The organism is Kaistella sp. (assembly GCF_032060305.1).
GTDB lineage: Bacteria > Bacteroidota > Bacteroidia > Flavobacteriales > Weeksellaceae > Kaistella > Kaistella yananensis.
Genome location: NZ_DAMBHK010000088.1, coordinates 1 through 2,279, shown reverse-complemented (window position 1 = coordinate 2,279; position 2,279 = coordinate 1). Strand labels below are relative to the sequence as shown.

General features: G+C 37.2%; 3 protein-coding genes. All 3 read left to right on the top strand.

Annotated elements, in window-relative coordinates; all coding sequences use genetic code 11:
* Positions 1 to 18 precede the first annotated feature (18 nt).
* Positions 19 to 507: a DNA-deoxyinosine glycosylase gene (locus V5N63_RS10435; RefSeq protein ID WP_332033891.1), complete on the top strand. Its 489-nt coding sequence runs from the start codon at positions 19 to 21 to the stop codon at positions 505 to 507.
* The gene (locus V5N63_RS10430; protein WP_332033890.1) at positions 504 to 1,151 is read left to right on the top strand and encodes a hypothetical protein; all 648 of its coding nucleotides are present in this window, start codon (positions 504 to 506) and stop codon (positions 1,149 to 1,151) included. The genes V5N63_RS10435 and V5N63_RS10430 overlap by 4 nt, the downstream gene beginning before the upstream one ends.
* A 100-nt stretch (positions 1,152 to 1,251) precedes the next feature.
* Positions 1,252 to 2,279, top strand: a 1,028-nt coding sequence (queA, locus tag V5N63_RS10425) for a tRNA preQ1(34) S-adenosylmethionine ribosyltransferase-isomerase QueA (protein ID WP_332033889.1), incomplete at its 3' end; no start/stop codon positions are given.

Genomic DNA, 2,279 nt, shown 5'->3' with positions numbered 1-2,279 from the left:
TAAATGCTGAGTCATAAAATGCAGAAACGAATTTCATCTTTCCCGCCAATCATTTCAGAAGGTTCTAAAATCCTGATTTTAGGATCTGTTCCGGGTGTTAAGTCGCTGGAAATGCAGCAATATTATGCACATCCGCAAAACCAGTTCTGGAAGATTATTTTTCAACTTTTCGAAGAAGATTTCACTGCGGATTATCAAAAGAAAACTGAAATTATCAGGAAAAATAACATCGCACTTTGGGATGTGATTGATACCTGCGAAAGAGAGGGAAGTCTCGACACGAAAATCCGCAATGAGGAGCAAAATGATATTACAAGAATGCTGCGTGAACATCTTACCATTAAGGCGGTGTTCTGCAACGGCCAGAAATCATTCAAGAATTTAAAGAAAATTTTAGGACAAGAAGCAGAAATTCCCGTATTTGTTTTACCTTCGACAAGTCCTCTTCATACGGTTTCATTCGATAAAAAACTGGCGGAATGGGAAATCTTAAAAACATTTTTATGAGAAAATTTTATTTCTTGGCCTTTATTTTTGCGTTTGTGTTGAGCTCTGCACAGACTTATTCATTTGATACCGTCACCAAATACGTACTTAATAACGCGAAGAAAAAGGGTATTAAAGAATCGGTTAATTATTTTAATTCCGATGATTTTAATTATTTCCTAAAAATTACAAGGGTTCCGGACTATCTTAGTGCCACACTCTTTGATTCCAAAACTGATCTGGCACATCATTTTACTGTAAAAGAAAGTAAGTCAAACGGAAACATTTTTTTCGCTTTTGAATACGATTATTCCTACAAACTCAACACGAAACATTTAATTAATCAAAAGCAGTATATTACTTTTGGTGAAATATCAGAATCTTATCCAAAGCAGGTTTCAATGCAGATTTTCAGTTCAAAAAAAGCAAAAAAACCTATTGCTAAACATATTCTTACCCTGCAACCGGCCAGTAAAAATATGTTTCCAATGTTCGTTTTAAGCAGAAGTGTTAATTATATGTTGCCGAGTGATGCAGATTTTCCGGGAAATTATATGGTAGTAAGCGACGATATCACCGAAAAAAAAGTGAGTTGTGAATTTGTGCTTGAAGATCATAATGATGTAAAACTTAAAATAACGCTTCCTAAAACCCTGAACTTCTAGATAAATCGTTATTCGCTTGACTTTGCCTTTTCAAAGTCGTATATTTGCAGTCCGAAAATTATTTGGTTTTCGGGCTAATTTTTAAACCGTAATTTAAAAAATGAAAACATCTGATTTCAACTTCCACCTGCCGGAAGAACTTTTGGCAGAACATCCAGCAGAACACCGAGACGACGCTAAACTCATGGTGCTCAACCGTAAAACGGAAACCATTGAACATAAACTATTCAAAGATGTGGTAGATTATTTCGACGAGCACGATCTTTTTATCTTTAATAATACCAAAGTTTTTCCTGCCAGACTCTACGGAAACAAAGAAAAAACCGGAGCTAAAATTGAAGTTTTTCTTTTGAGAGAACTCGATAAAGAAACTCGTGTGTGGGACGTTTTGGTTGATCCGGCAAGAAAAATAAGAATCGGAAACAAGTTATTTTTCACTGAAGACGAATCTCTGGTTGCAGAAGTAATTGATAATACCACTTCAAGAGGCAGAACTTTAAGATTTCTGTACGATGGATCTTACGAAGAATTCCGTGCTAAATTGAAAGAACTGGGCGAAACGCCACTTCCTAAATACATCAAGAGAGCCGTAGAACCTGAAGATGCAGAGCGTTACCAAACCATTTATGCAAAACACGAAGGGGCTGTAGCAGCGCCAACTGCAGGTTTACACTTTTCCAGACACCTGATGAAGAGATTAGAAATCAAAGGAATCGACTTTGCTGAAGTTACGCTTCATGTAGGTCTCGGAACTTTCAATCCTATCGAAGTTGAAGATTTAAGCAAGCATAAAATGGAGTCGGAAGAAGCCATCATCGATCAGCTGAATGCAGACATCATCAACAAAGCTGTTGCAGAGCAGAGAAGAGTTTGCGCAGTGGGAACCACTACCATGCGCGCTTTGGAAACTTCGGTTTCATCAAATAAAAAAATTGGCCCGTACCATGGGTGGACAAATAAGTTTATTTTCCCGCCACATGATTTCGGAGTGGCTAACTCCATGATTACCAATTTTCATACTCCAAAATCTACACTCATGATGATGGTTGCGGCATTTGCCGGGAAAGATTTCCTGATGCATGCTTATGAAGAAGCCATTAAAAACGAATATAAATTTTATTCTTACGG

Bases quoted from the DNA above. Each gene is read 5' to 3' on its own strand.
- V5N63_RS10435 (WP_332033891.1), top strand. From the start codon at position 19: ATGCAGAAACGAATTTCATCTTTCCCGCCAATCATTTCAGAAGGTTCT.
- V5N63_RS10430 (WP_332033890.1), top strand. From the start codon at position 504: ATGAGAAAATTTTATTTCTTGGCCTTTATTTTTGCGTTTGTGTTGAGC.